At 43.1% G+C, this 13,284-nt stretch carries 14 protein-coding genes and 1 pseudogene; 11 read left to right on the top strand and 4 right to left on the bottom strand.

The features are described from left to right. The first annotated feature begins 41 nt into the window (after positions 1-41). From prlC to nhaD, 6 genes are all read left to right on the top strand, one after another. Entirely contained in the window at positions 42-2,084 is a 2,043-nt protein-coding gene (prlC, locus tag VQ643_RS02945; protein WP_414197776.1) for an oligopeptidase A, read from the top strand. Position 2,085: 1 nt separating this feature from the next. Beyond that, positions 2,086-2,349, top strand: coding sequence for a YheV family putative zinc ribbon protein (locus tag VQ643_RS02940; RefSeq protein ID WP_414197852.1), 264 nt, complete (start codon positions 2,086-2,088; stop codon positions 2,347-2,349). 38 nt (positions 2,350-2,387) lie between these two features. Then, positions 2,388-2,720: a tetratricopeptide repeat protein gene (locus VQ643_RS02935; protein ID WP_414197775.1), complete on the top strand. Its 333-nt coding sequence runs from the start codon at positions 2,388-2,390 to the stop codon at positions 2,718-2,720. Positions 2,721-2,729: 9 nt separating this feature from the next. Continuing rightward, positions 2,730-3,821 carry a YcjF family protein gene (locus VQ643_RS02930; RefSeq protein ID WP_414197774.1) on the top strand — a complete coding sequence of 364 codons (1,092 nt, stop codon included), beginning with the start codon at positions 2,730-2,732 and terminating at the stop codon, positions 3,819-3,821. A gap of 2 nt (positions 3,822-3,823) precedes the next feature. Continuing rightward, complete coding sequence (locus VQ643_RS02925; RefSeq protein ID WP_414197773.1) at positions 3,824-5,356, top strand: GTPase; 1,533 nt, start codon at positions 3,824-3,826, stop codon at positions 5,354-5,356. A gap of 91 nt (positions 5,357-5,447) precedes the next feature. Further along, positions 5,448-6,689: a sodium:proton antiporter NhaD gene (gene nhaD, locus VQ643_RS02920; RefSeq protein WP_414197851.1), complete on the top strand. Its 1,242-nt coding sequence runs from the start codon at positions 5,448-5,450 to the stop codon at positions 6,687-6,689. Between the two features lie 30 nt (positions 6,690-6,719). Here the strand turns inward: nhaD and VQ643_RS02915 are convergent, their stop codons facing one another. Continuing rightward, positions 6,720-7,673, bottom strand: a complete 954-nt coding sequence (locus VQ643_RS02915; RefSeq protein WP_414197772.1) for a DegV family protein — start codon at positions 7,671-7,673, stop codon at positions 6,720-6,722. 231 nt (positions 7,674-7,904) lie between these two features. Between VQ643_RS02915 and VQ643_RS02910 the strand changes: the two genes are divergently transcribed. The 4 genes and pseudogenes from VQ643_RS02910 to VQ643_RS02895 all read left to right on the top strand — a co-directional run bounded on the left by VQ643_RS02910 (position 7,905) and on the right by VQ643_RS02895 (position 10,058). Continuing rightward, positions 7,905-8,045: an oxidoreductase-like domain-containing protein gene (locus VQ643_RS02910; RefSeq protein ID WP_414197771.1), complete on the top strand. Its 141-nt coding sequence runs from the start codon at positions 7,905-7,907 to the stop codon at positions 8,043-8,045. Between the two features lie 15 nt (positions 8,046-8,060). Continuing rightward, a pseudogene (locus VQ643_RS02905) lies at positions 8,061-8,324 on the top strand (DksA/TraR family C4-type zinc finger protein). 112 nt (positions 8,325-8,436) lie between these two features. Then, complete coding sequence (locus tag VQ643_RS02900) at positions 8,437-9,615, top strand: cyanate transporter (protein ID WP_414197770.1); 1,179 nt, start codon at positions 8,437-8,439, stop codon at positions 9,613-9,615. A gap of 152 nt (positions 9,616-9,767) precedes the next feature. Continuing rightward, the gene (locus VQ643_RS02895; RefSeq protein WP_414197850.1) at positions 9,768-10,058 is read left to right on the top strand and encodes a TM2 domain-containing protein; all 291 of its coding nucleotides are present in this window, start codon (positions 9,768-9,770) and stop codon (positions 10,056-10,058) included. A gap of 34 nt (positions 10,059-10,092) precedes the next feature. Here VQ643_RS02895 and VQ643_RS02890 read toward each other — a convergent pair whose 3' ends face one another. Both VQ643_RS02890 and VQ643_RS02885 read right to left on the bottom strand, forming a co-directional pair. Further along, entirely contained in the window at positions 10,093-10,650 is a 558-nt protein-coding gene (locus tag VQ643_RS02890; RefSeq protein WP_414197769.1) for a DUF4303 domain-containing protein, read from the bottom strand. Positions 10,651-10,662: 12 nt separating this feature from the next. Further along, positions 10,663-11,442 (bottom strand): AraC family transcriptional regulator, encoded by a 780-nt coding sequence (locus VQ643_RS02885; RefSeq protein WP_414197768.1) that lies wholly within the window; start codon positions 11,440-11,442, stop codon positions 10,663-10,665. Between the two features lie 94 nt (positions 11,443-11,536). On the opposite strand from VQ643_RS02885, the gene VQ643_RS02880 reads away from it, so the two are divergent. After that, positions 11,537-12,523: a bile acid:sodium symporter family protein gene (locus tag VQ643_RS02880; RefSeq protein WP_414197767.1), complete on the top strand. Its 987-nt coding sequence runs from the start codon at positions 11,537-11,539 to the stop codon at positions 12,521-12,523. Here VQ643_RS02880 and VQ643_RS02875 read toward each other — a convergent pair. Beyond that, entirely contained in the window at positions 12,484-13,248 is a 765-nt protein-coding gene (locus VQ643_RS02875) for a ComF family protein (RefSeq protein WP_414197766.1), read from the bottom strand. The two genes, VQ643_RS02880 and VQ643_RS02875, sit on opposite strands and share 40 nt — an antisense overlap. Positions 13,249-13,284 lie beyond the last annotated feature (36 nt).

The following is a 13,284-nucleotide window of genomic DNA, read 5'->3' as shown; positions in this document are numbered from 1 at the left end:
TCGTGTGACAAGCTCACGCGTAACTATTTTAAGGTGAACCCATGACCCAAGAGCTTAACCCGTTATTACAAGATTTTGATTTACCACCTTACGCTAGCATTAAGCCTGAGCATGTAAAACCTGCTATTGAACATATCTTGGCACAAAGCCGTGAAGCCATTGCAAAATTGCTACCACAAACCGAACCTACATGGGACAGCCTAGTACAGCCATTAGACGAGCTCAGTGTGCGTTTAAGCCGAGCATGGAGTCCGGTTAGCCATCTCAATGCGGTTTGTAATAACCCTGCGCTGCGTGAAGCCTATGAAGCTTGTCTGCCATTGCTTTCAGCTTACTCCACTGAAATTGGTCAAAATAAAGCTTTATTTGAGGCTTACTCTGCACTAGCGAACGGCGTACAGAGTAAAAATCTAGATACGGCACAAAAAACTATTTTAGCCCACGAACTACGTGATTTTCGTTTATCAGGCATTGATCTGCCTGAAACACAGCAAAAGCGCTATGGCGAAATTCAAATGAAACTTTCAGAGTTAACTAGCCAGTTTGCCAATCAGCTATTGGACTCAACTCAGGCATGGAGTAAGCATGTTACTGAGCCAGAGCTACTGGCAGGGCTGCCTGAATCAGCTACTGCTCAAATGGCGCAAGCCGCTCAAGCAAAAGGCTTAGATGGCTGGCTAATCAGCCTAGAATTCCCTAGTTACTATGCGGTTATTACCTACGCAGATAATCGTCAATTGCGTGAAGAAATCTACTTTGCTTACAGCACTCGCGCTTCTGATCAGGGGCCGAATGCAGGAAAACATGATAACGGCCCTATCATGCAGCAAATTCTTGAGCTACGCGCCGAGTTGGCACAACTGTTAGGTTTTGCAAACTACAGCGAGTTATCTCTTGCCAGCAAAATGGCAGACTCCACTGAGCAGGTTTTAACCTTCCTACGCACCTTAGCGCAGCAAAGTAAGCCATTTGCAGAGCAAGACTTAGCCGCTTTACGTGCCTTCGCCAAAGAGCAAGGTGTAGAGCAACTGGAAGCTTGGGATATGAGTTACTACAGCGAAAAACTGCGCCAGCAACGCTATAGCATCAGCCAAGAACAAGTGCGTGAATATTTCCCTATTGATACGGTATTAAGCGGCTTATTTAGTATTGTGCAAAAGCTCTACGGCATTCACATTAATGAACTGCATGACTTTGAAAGCTGGCACCCGGACGTTCGTTTATTTGAAATTAAAGAAGACGGGCAAACCATTGGCCGCTTTTTCTTCGATCTTTACGCCCGACCTAATAAACGCGGTGGCGCTTGGATGGATGGCGCACGTGACCGTTATCGCAAAGCAGACAATAGCTTAGTAACGCCAGTCGCCAATTTAGTTTGTAACTTTACGCCTGCCGTTGAAGGTAAGCCAGCCTTACTCACACATGATGAAGTCACTACCTTATTCCATGAATTCGGGCATGGCTTACATCACTTATTAACCCGTATTGATTACCTTGGTGTGTCAGGCATCAATGGTGTGGCCTGGGATGCTGTCGAGCTGCCAAGCCAATTTATGGAAAACTGGTGCTGGGAACCTGAAGGTCTAGCCTTAATCTCTCGTCATTACCAAACAGGCGAAGCCTTACCACAAGCACTACTTGATAAAATGTTAGCCGCGAAAAACTTTCACTCGGGTATGATGATGGTGCGTCAACTTGAGTTCTCTTTATTTGATTTTGAACTACACGCAACCCACGGTGATGGACGTAGCGTACTAGAAGTACTCAATACTGTGCGCAATGAAGTTGCTGTAAACCAACCGCCAAGCTGGAATCGTTTTGCCAATAGCTTTGCGCATATTTTTGCTGGCGGCTATGCTGCTGGCTATTACAGTTACAAATGGGCAGAGGTGCTTTCTGCTGATGCCTTCTCACGCTTTGAGGAAGAAGGCGTACTTAACCCTGAAACAGGCCGCGCTTTCCGTGATGCTATTTTAGCGCGCGGAGGCTCACAAGAGCCTATGCAGCTTTTTGTTGATTTTCGCGGCCGCGAACCTTCCACAGACGCCTTATTGCGCCATAGTGGCTTAACCAGTAATGTCTGATATGAACAACCAACCTATAAAACGCTTTATCGCAGGGGCAGTATGCCCCGCTTGCGAAACTATGGATACTATTCGTCGTTGGCAAGAAAACGATGAACAACATCGGGAATGTGTCCAATGTGGTTACAGTGACAAGCTCAACGCCCAAGGTAATATAGTGCCTAAAGAGTTAAGCACGCGCGTTAATCAAACCCAAGCGCAGCCAAAAAAAACAACGGCTAGCCATACCATGCAGTTTTTCCCTAATCCTAAGCTTAAGCAATAACAACCCAAGGCAGCTAAGCTGCCTTGCTAGGAGTTAGCATGCCCGTTGATATCATTGAACGCTTCGAACAAATGCTCGCCAAAGGGCAAGACAATGCCATGTTGCGCTTTTCCTTAGGCAATGCGTATTTTGCAGCAAAAGAATTTGGCAAAGCAGCGACTCATTTAGACGCAGCAGTACGCCATGATGCTAACTATTCAGTCGCATGGAAATTACTAGGGCGCTCGTACAGTGCTTTAGGTGAATCAGAGAAAGCACTGGCTACTTATCAGCAAGGTTTAGCTGTAGCCCAAGCCAAAGGTGATATGCAAGTGGTCAAGGAGTTAGAAGTTTTTATGCGCCGTGAGCAAAAAAACTTAACCAAAGAGTGAGTATTAGGGATGAAAGACTTTCTGCAAAAAATCTACCAAGCCATTAACCCTGAAAAAGATGATGAGCTAAAAACAGCGTTCAGCTACAGCGAAAAGCACCTACCTACACTCTGGTTGTTGGGTAAAACAGGCACTGGAAAATCAAGCTTGATTCGCTGTTTAACGGGTTTAACTGAAGTAGAGATTGGCAATGGCTTTCAACCCTGTACACAAAGCGCTCAGCGTTATATTTATCCTAGCAACTTTCCAACCATAGCGTTTTTGGATACCCGTGGTCTAGCAGAAGCAGACTACGATGCCAGTGCTGATATACAAGCCTGCACCCAACAAAGCCATGCTTTACTAATTTTAATGCGTGTTGATGAACCTGAACAAAAACAAGTGCTGGATGCACTCAAACAAATTAAAAAAGCAGGCACCATTGAACAGTGCTTAGTTATTCATACAGGAATCGACCTTATTGCCGACGACACTGAGTTACAACATTGCATTAAATACAATCAAGAGCAAGTAAAGGCCATTTTAGGTGATACTGATAACGTTGCAGTGAGCTTTTTAGACGAGCTTAAAGCTAAGCAGCTATTAGTGCCAAAAATCAGCCAAATGCTACCTATTCTTAACGAAATTCTCATTGACCAACAGCATAGCGATATAGAAGCAGAAAACTTCCAACGCTTTAAAACCGAAGTCCTTTGGTATGCAGGTGCAGCTGGTGCGGCCGATGCTGTTCCTGCCATTGGTGCGGTTGTAGTACCTACAATTCAAGGCAAAATGCTACATAGCCTAGCCCAACAATATGGTTTACCTTGGGACAAGCAGCTGCTGTCTGAATTTATCGGTGCATTAGGTACAGGTTTTCTTATCCAGCAGGCTTCGCGTTTTGGCTTACGCCAGCTGATTAAGTTTATTCCCGTATATGGTCAAGTTGTTGGTAGTGTCACCGCCGCCGCCATTAGTTATGCCGTGACCTATGCCTTAGGGCGCGTAGCCGCCATGTATTTCTACCGTAAAGTTCGCCAAGAGCCGGTTAGTCGTGACGACTTAAAACGCACCTTTGATGATACCTTTACGCAAATGCTGACCTTACGCGAAAAGAGCTGAGTATGGATAAAAACTTGCAAACGCTGACTACTTTTCAGCGTCTTTCACAGCGTGTTATACCTATGCTGGTCCTATACTCTCTTGTACCTTTACTGGTTTTTGCAGGCTTTGGTGTTTATGCCATTTTCGTGGAAGGCTGGTGGTTATGGCTGGTAGGCGCATTACTAATTAGCACCTTAATATTTGTTTCACTGCTTTTAGTCACTCGCCCCAAACCTATTCAAACTAAACAGCTTGATGCTAAAACAATTACGCAAGATAAGCAGCCAGCCTACTGGACAGATTTTGATCGACAACAATATGATCAGTTACTACCCCAAGCACAAGCTTTATTAACAGAAAATGCCGACTGGAACTCTTTGCACAACCACGGCTTAACCATTATGCAACTTACGGCTAGTGCTTATAGTGATAAAGCCTATGCTCAGTGGTCATTTTCCTTACCTGAGTTTTTTAAAGTAATGGAAAATATTAGTCAGCGTTATCGACGGGTCCTCAAAGAAAATGTGCCGGCCATTGAGCATATAAAAATCTCCTCAATACTACGCGGGCATGATCAGCTACAGCGGTTTAAGTTCTTTCACACAGCCTATAAGGTATATCGCAAGCTCCGTATCATTACACCTACAGGGTTACTGGCTGAAGCGCGCAGTATGATGTTTGATCAAGCCTTTGATGGTGTAAGTAATGAAATTACAGACAAAATAAAATACTTACTAGTTAACGAAGCCCTACGGGTGGCTATCGATCTCTATGGTGGGCACTTTACCTTTGTTGATGATGAACTACGCCTATCCAAAGCAGGACAAGCAGATAGCAAACGGATGGCACCTGAAGCAGAACCACTGCGTATTGGCATTATTGGGCAGGTCAGCGCTGGAAAGTCATCTCTTGTAAATTATTTCATTGGGCATTTTCAAGCGGAAGTGGGTGCCATTCCTTGTGCTGAACAGGAACAGGTTTATTCATTCACCACACATGCTGGAGAAGCTGCTCATTTAGTTGATTTACCAGGTATTGATCACAACGAAAAACTGCAAGCGCAAAACCTAGCATCCTTAAAAGAGTGCGACCTTATTTTATGGGCGCTTAAAGCCAACCAGCCAGCACGTGAATTAGATAAACTTATGCTAACTACTTTGCGTACGTGGTTTACAGAGAAGAAGCAGCGCTCACGCAAAATGCCGCCCATTATTGGTGTATTAACTCAGGTCGATAAGCTCGTCAAAAACTTACCTAATATGCCTACTGCAAACAGTCCAGAGGCCGTAACTATCCAACAAGCCGTCAGTTACAACCAACAGCTATTGAAATTAGATGCAATAGTACCTGTAGCGCTAAATACTGATGATCAACTGATATTTAACGAGCAGCAGCTACTGGCAGTGCTTGAAAAAAACTACGACGCTGCATTAAATGTTCAACTTAACCGCCGCCGTCATGAAGCCAGTGAATTCAGCATTAAGCAGGAGCTGCATACAATGGGCAATCTGCTAAAATCTGCTTGTGCCTTAAAGAGGCATAACCAAAAGTAGTAGCTTTGACCTTTAATTGATATAGATGCACCGACTAATGGCACATATCATGAAAAGATTAACTGGTTAAACTGATATTATTTTTTCCAACCTGAGATCTGCTATGACAATCGTTCTGCTATGCCTTGCCATATTAGGGTTTTTGTCCATTATCCTTGAAGATATTATTCATATAGATAAAGCCAAAAGTACGCTGTTTTTCGGTACTTTGGCGTGGATGCTGTACTTCATGTTTCCCCCTGAGCAGCAAAATGTTGACAGCATTATGCAATCGCTCAATGAAAACCTTTTAGAAATAGCCACCTTGTGGCTTTTTTTAATGGCTGCAATGACCTTTGTTGCTTATGTATCCAGCAAAGGCATTATCGAAGCTATTGTCAATAAAGTGCTGCCCAAACAAATGTCTGAGCGCAAATTGATGATTATTGTTGGCTTGTTTGCCTTCGTGTTTTCATCCATGGCGGACAACATTACCGCTACCCTAGTGTGTATTACTGTTTTACTTAGCTTGCGTTTATCCACCGATAAATTAATCCGCTATCTGGTACTTACAGTATTTGCGGTTAACTCGGGAGGCGCTGCGTTAATCACTGGTGATGTAACCACATTAATGATTTTCTTAGCTGGTAAAGTAAAAATATTTGATCTTATTTTACTCAGCCTACCGGCTATTTTTGCTGTGATTGTATTAGCAACATTGTTGGCGATTCCACTAAAAGGTACAGTAAGTTTAGAAACGCGCACCTTTAATATTGCGACTAGCGATAAAATCATTGCAGGCATGTTTTTGTGCACCATCATAGGCACTATTATCGCCAATATTGCTTTTGGTATTCCGCCCGTACTGACGTTCTTATTTGGGCTAGCGCTGATGTTTATGGTAGTGCACTTCCTGAATAAAGATGAGCCTGTCTTGGAATATATACGCCGTATTGAATTCGACACCTTATTGTTCTTTTTAGGCGTTTTATTGATTGTGGGTATTCTCAAAGAATTGGGTGTACTCGCCCACTTTCCTAAACTCTATGAACACTTACCACCCTTAGCCGCTAACTTCGTGGTGGGTTTAATCTCTGCCTTATTTGATAACGTACCATTAACTGCTGCTTTGCTGAAGTCAGGCATTGACATGAACGAAGCGCAATGGTTAACCCTAACCTACAGCGTTGGTGTAGGCGGCTCATTATTAGCTATTGGCTCTGCCGCTGGCGTAGTGGCTATGAGCAAAGTAGAAGCATTAACCTTCTTAACCTACTTACGTTATTCAGGTTATTTATTAGTGGCTTATACTATTGGTTTTGCTGGCGTCTACCTAGTGAGCTTCTTGCTTTAATGACAATAACTAGCTCTGTTTGAAGCAGAGCTAGTTATCCGCAAAATCACTGAACTGATGTGGCGAATCACAAAAAGCAATACCAAAGGCTCCCGCCCCCAGATTGGCACCTGCCGTCATACTCATTACGGTACGCAATATACGCAAGTTATTGGCCTGAGCTAAACGCTCCAAGCGCTCGATACCTGGCAAATAATTAAGGTCATGAATATCACCAGCATAACTCATAACAATGTAAGGAGAGATCAACCCTTTATAGATTCTCTGCTCTACATAGCGCAGTAAGTACTCAATAGATTGCTCATAACCACGTGTTTTAGCCACAGGAAAAGTTTTTCCCTGATGCACACACAGAATTGGCGAAATACTAAGTGCCTTACCAATTAAAGCACCGAGAAAACTAATACTTTTATCACCGCGCAGCTTGCCACGCTCACGAGCATAGGCTAAGTCTGGCAATACGGCATAACAATACGCTTGCGACGCTAACAACTCGACACGTCGACGTAAATCACTGCGCGATAAATTACTTAGCGCTAAACGTACAGTTTCAGCTGCAATCACAGCTTGCCCAGCAAACATATTGTGGGTATCTACCACTCTGATCGAAAACGGCTTTTTATACTGAGCATCACGGATTGAGCGGTACTCTGACAGAATACGATGCGCTGCTTGTGATGCATTTGCAAAGATTAAACTGCGGCTTTGGGTGATAGTTTGTACTAGGTTAAAGTCAAACTGTTGTACTACTTGCTCTTTAAATAACTGCGTGATTTCATCTTCGGTTAAAGCGGTAGAACGCACACCCGCATTCTGTTTTAAGATACCGCTGCGATAAAACGCCTGTGTAGCCGCCTCATCACGCGTATCTAACAGAATCTGTTTGCCTGTTTCAATTTTGATTGGAATAACTACAATTTTATGGCGCTCGATAAACGAGCTAGGCAGATCACAAGCAGAATCAATAGTTAAGCCCAAGCGCATAAAAGCTCCGTTTTATAATTGTTATTTTGTTAGCAAATTTTTCATGACTAATTTATCGGTTTATGCGTTTTTAACCATCCAACCATAGTCATATAAGTAACACAACAATACTTATCAGTCATAAAATAACTTTATTTTAAGAGCCTCTTATGCTTAATAACCAACGCAACCTTGGATAGACCTATAAACAGCGTTATGCTTAACGACAAATTTTTTACTGAGTATGTTGTTATGAGTGAAAAACCAACGCCCCCTGAAGACTGGGAATGCTGTGACAGTGGCTGTACACCTTGCGTTTGGGATGCCTATTACGATGAGCTACGTGAATGGCAAGAAGCTCAGCAAGCCGCAAATGAAGAGGGGAGTAACTAATTACAGGAGTTTATCATGGCCACTGGTTGGGCTCAGGATGGCGCAGCACAAGAGCAAACTGATGGCACCATTAAGGATGCTGTAGCAAAAGCACCTAGCCAAATCCCTACAGGTGCAGGGCTAAATCATTGTGCAGAATGTGCTGAGCCTATCCCTCAAACACGACGTAAAGCTATCTAAGGCGTACGCTTGTGTATCCACTGCCAAGAATCTCAGGATAAGCAACAATATTTTTCAGGTTATTATCGACGGATGAGTAAAGATAGCCAACTAGGCTAGTCAGTAGCCAATAAACTGTTGCAAAGCTCCCCTTTTTTAAATTCATGTTTTAGCATAGGCAAGTAACCCTAACTTGCGTGGTTTCAGGGTGTAATAAATCTGAGCTATTCACATGAGATTTGAAACAAACCAAAAACAACTCCTTCTTCTGCTGCTAACTGTCATCTTAATCTCCTTCAACCTTCGCCCCTCGATGGCAGCTATTGGACCTTTACTGTCCTCAATTCAAAAAGATATCCCTTTAAACTTTACCTTTGCTTCCTTGCTAACCATGTTACCCGTGATGGCAATGGGGCTAGCTATGTTTGTCGGCTTAAAGCTGGGTAGTAAGCTGGGTAAACACAACACTATTAGCTTATCTTTACTCCTCATCAGCTTAGCCAGCCTTGCCCGTTTATGGGTAGATAGCAGTATTAGCCTTATTCTGACCGCTGTATTATCTGGCTGTGGGATTGCTTTTATTCAAGCCATAATGCCGTCTATTATTAAAGCTCGCTTTACACGTAACACAGCCCTATATATGGGCTTTTATGTGACTGGCATTATGGGTGGCGCGACCTTAGCCACCAGTACTGCACCTACTATCGCCAAGCACTTTAGCTGGCAATTGGGTTTAGCTATTTGGGCGGGGTTAGGTGTGGCAGCTTTACTTTGTTGGTTTAGCCAACGCCATGTAATCAACCATCTTCCTAACCAAATACTCGCCTCTGTTGATAAACACTCGAGCAATTCACGTTCTTGGTTATTAGCCATCTTTTTTGGTTTAGGTACAGCGGCCTATACCTGTGTACTGGCTTGGTTCTCACCCTATTATGAGGAAATGGGCTATACCCCTCAGCAATCTGGTTTTTTACTCGCTTATTTAACGGTAACAGAAGTAGTTGCTGGACTAGTTTTTCCTGCGTTAGCCAACTTCAGCCAAGATCGTCGCAAAGTACTCTTTATTGTTTTAGTGCTTGCTGTTATTGGCTTCATCGGCATTAACTTATTGCCAACTACGCTTACTTTAATGTGGACAACCTTACTAGGCTTAGGTATTGGCGGGCTATTTCCAATGACGTTAATTATCACCATGGACCATATTAAAGATCCTGATCGAGCAGGCAACTTAGCCGGCTTTGTACAAGGCGTTGGTTACTTTATTGCTAGCTTGTCACCCTTAGCTGCTGGTTTCATTCGCGATCAACTGAACAGCTTTTCACTGGCTTGGTGGTTTATTTGTGCGCTAATGGTGTTGTTAATGTTTATAACATTAAAATTTAATCCTAAAAATTATATTCATCACTATTAAAACTATCAGTATATTAGCGATAAGAAATTAGCGCTCTTATCGCTGTTTACTCATTAATTATTGATAAGGATGCCAGTTTTTTATTGCGCACTTTGTTATTATTCAGCACTTAATCTGCAGAGGATAAATTCTGTAAAGATTGCGGTGCTGTTATTCACGTTAAAGCTGAAATTTGCCCGAAATGTGGCGTACACCAACAAGCATCAGTAGCCACTCCTGCTAATGGAAAAAGCCGCATAGCTGCTGCACTATTAGCCTTCTTTCTCGGAGGCTTTGGTGTTCACAAGTTCTATTTAGGCCAAGTTGATTTAGGCATTTTATACCTTGTATTCTGCTGGACTTTAATTCCAGGTGTTATTGCCTTCACTGAGTTCATTCTGTTACTTGTAATGAGTGATGAAGGCTTCGCAAAAAATATGGCTAGAACAAGCGTCAACTTATAAGAGAGCAATTTTGCTCTCTTTTTAGATTTGAGCATTAGCGCCAGCTTTTCATCCAGTTTAAATACATGTCTTTATAGCTATTGTTTGGGTTGAGTTGCGTCACCATGTCAGCCAGTTTCTGCTGTTCAAACTCATATTCTGAAACGCTAAAAATAACAAAAATCTCGCGCCCTGCGGTTCTAGCAAAAAAGTCTTCCTGTACTAACTTTAATAACACTTCAAAAGCTGTTGTATAGAGCTTTTGCTGAAATATCTTAAACAATTGCTCGTCATCCTCAATTTGTTCGCAGTAGGCGTACAGTTGTTGAGAAATCAGGTCAAATTGTTCGTCTGCCCCTTGCATTTCATACTTCCACTCAAAAGGCTCTAAAGTGTAGTAAGTTAAATCAGTTTTCGGCGCATTCTGTTGCACAAACTCTAAGGTATTACTAGATGGGCAGAGCGTCATGGCCCCTTCATCGCTATAAAGCGCAAAACAATACAGAGTTTCACCTGCTGAAGCTGCCAACTGTTCTGTAAATGCTAAGCGCGCCGCAGTTTCTATTTGTATGCTTAATTGGTCAAAATCAAAATTACTCACTGCACTAGGCATCTACTCTAGCCCTTATCTATGTTTAAAAAATAAGCGTGGTGTAATGCCAAATTGCTGGCTAAAGGCAGCAATAAAAGCAGACACCGAATCATAACCTGAAAGCATAGCCACATCAGTGACACTGGTTTGTTGTTCTAACAAAGTCAGTGCTTTTAATAACCGTAATTGCCTACGCCAAGCACGAAATGTCAGTCCTGTCTGTTGTTTAAATAAGCGGCTTAAGGTTTTTTCGGATACTGCCAAGCGCTGTGCCCAATCGGCTAATGTTAAGTTGGAGTAAGGTTTAAGCTGCAATTCTTCCACTATTTTTTGTAAACGTGGATCGCTGGGCAGCGCCAAACCTGTGCTGGCTTCAGGCGCACTTAACAGCTCGTCTAATAATACTTGAGCAATACGCCCTTGGGTGCCAGCTTCATCATACAATGCTGGAAATTGACTAAAGCGTGTAATTAGCTCTTTTAATAGGTTATTCACCATTAATACTTTGCACTTATTGCTTTGTTCTTGTGCCAGCTCAGGTGCGACATAAAGGCTACGAATTACTGTACGCTCATTGGCATGTACTTGGTGAATCACACCTTGCGGAATCCATACACCTAACTGTGGTGGCGCAACAAAGCGCCCTGTAGCTGTTTCTACATCTAGCACGCCATGTGTGGCATAGGAAAACTGGATCCATGGATGTTCATGACAATACTCCAATACCATATTAGGCAAAGACTTTACGTGTCCATAAATAGGGCGTGGCAAGGCACTCATTTGGTCGAGTTGTTTAAACAATAAGTCGTACATGTCCGTTAGTCGTTATTCTGTTACCGATTAGCGTTAGTCGGAAAAATAGCATCAGGGTAAGGTAGCTGCAAATTTAATTATGAAGTTTGCAGCTATGTTGAAAAAACTACGGATTATTTTTGATAATTTCACTTTGATTTTGATTGCGGTAGTGATCACTGCCTCTGTATTTCCGGCTCAAAACAATGCCGCTATATTTTTTGATTGGTTAACAAATATCGCCATTGCCTTATTATTTTTTATGCATGGGGCAAAGCTTTCACGCACCGCCATTATTGCAGGCGCTATGCACTGGCGCTTACATCTTATTGTATTTGGCTGCACGTTTATCATATTCCCGCTGTTAATGCTGGCATTACAACCTGTGCTAAAGCCTATTTTAGGGCATGATTTATGGGTTGGAATGCTTTACTTGTCGGCCTTGCCAGGCACAGTACAATCGGCTATTGCTTTCACTTCCATGGCACGAGGGAACATCCCAGCCGCAGTATGCAATGCCTCTGCTTCTAGCCTGATCGGCATTTTGGTCACGCCTTTATTAGTTAAAATTCTACTAGATGCCGATGCTGGCACCACTGGCATGTTGGATGCCATTATTAAAATCAGCCTACAACTACTCTTTCCTTTTCTGTTTGGCCACTTTATGCGCCGCTGGATTGGTGATTGGGTTGATCGTAATAAAAGCTGGCTCAAAAATATTGATCAAGGCTCCATTTTATTAGTGGTGTATACCGCCTTTAGCTCCGCTGTCATTGCTGGCTTGTGGAATGCTGTGCCCGTACAATCGCTTATTTATTTATCCATTGTGTGCTGTGTGGTGCTTGCCATAGTGCTCTTCGCCACAACTTGGGTCGCCCGCCTCCTGAAATTTAATAAGCCCGATGAAATTACCATTGTGTTCTGCGGTTCAAAGAAATCTATGGCAACAGGTGTGCCTATGGCGCAGGTGATTTTTGCTGGCGGTGCTGTTGGGCCGGCCATTTTGCCATTAATGATTTTCCATCAAATTCAACTGATGGTGTGTGCAGTATTAGCGCAACACTATGCGCGCCGTCCAGATGCTGAAGAAGACTTTGGCTGATAATCCGACTTAGGGGTACGCGCTAAGCAATACACATCCACTTGCTGTACGCCTGCTTGTAACAGCACCTTAGCTAATTCGCGGCAAGTGGCACCAGTAGTCACAACGTCATCGACTATGGCTATATGCAGCCCTTGCCAATTAATACTGCGGTTCAATTGAAAAACACCCTGTAGATTCTCTTTACGTTGTGCCGCACTCAGTTGCTGCTGCGCTTGCCTAGGCAAGCGTTGTGCAGCATTGTTCAGAATCGGTAGTTGCAATGGTTTAGCCAGCCATTGCGCCAGCATCTGTGCTTGATTAAACCCACGCTCACGTTGACGCTCTAAGCTAAGTGGCATAGCTAACAAAGCATCAGCTACTGGTGTGCCTTCACTAAATTTCTGTTGTAAGTCGCGCGCTAATAAACCGCCCAGCAGGCGTCCTAGCACCCAATCATGGTGGTGTTTAAAACGATTGATCAAACTATTGATCGGAAAGTCAAAGCGCCAAGGTGCAATAACCTGCGAAAAACTCGGTGGGTCAAATTTACACTCATCACAGAGTTGACTGTTATCTTGAGCCAGTGCACAGCAAGGGCATGTATATAGCTGCCAAGGTAAATCCGCCTCACAGTCGCTGCATAAGGCAATATCTTGATCAGATGAAAGCAAGCACAGTGCACAATTTTGTTGTACCTTAATCCTATTGTAAACTTTAAATAAGTGACTAAGTTGACTTCTCATATCGTCTTCCTGATTATTAATTACATCCTGCTAGAT

This window comes from Pseudomonas sp. F1_0610, assembly GCF_047470865.1.
GTDB lineage: Bacteria > Pseudomonadota > Gammaproteobacteria > Pseudomonadales > Pseudomonadaceae > JAZDRH01.
Note: the sequence above shows the minus strand (reverse complement) of the source record. Positions and strands in the feature narration are given on the sequence as shown.